Origin of the sequence: Luteitalea sp., assembly GCA_009377605.1 — a bacterium.
In the GTDB taxonomy this organism is placed as follows: domain Bacteria; phylum Acidobacteriota; class Vicinamibacteria; order Vicinamibacterales; family Vicinamibacteraceae; genus WHTT01.
Map to the genome: position 1 here is coordinate 645 of WHTT01000224.1, position 371 is coordinate 1,015.

The window sequence follows — 371 nt, forward strand, 5'->3', positions numbered from 1 at the left end:
TCCAGCGGAACGGGGTCGCGATCGCCTGGTAGCGCGCTTGGAATGCCAGGAGATAGTGTTCAAGCGCCTCCAGGCTGACGAACTCGTTCGGCGTGAGGACCTTGCGCTGCACGACGGAAAAATAGATCTCGATCTGATTCAGCCAGCTCGCGTGCCGGGGTGTGTGGACCGGCACCAGGGTGGGCCAGCGCCGCTGCACGCGGGTGTCGCCCTTGGTGCCCCGATGCGCCGACCCGTTGTCGGTCACCCAGAAGACCCGGCGCGCCGAGCGATACGGCTCCTGCCTCATGACCTGGTCGACGAGGCGATCAAACGCCGCGATGCCATTCCGGGCCTCGCAGCGCCCAAAGAGGCGCGCGTGGTGCACGTCC

Annotated in this window: 1 pseudogene (only partly in view); it reads right to left on the reverse strand. The window is 66.8% G+C overall.

What is annotated here, in order from left to right:
* Positions 1–371, reverse strand: a pseudogene (locus GEV06_28650) (hypothetical protein); it reaches 182 nt to the left of the window's first position.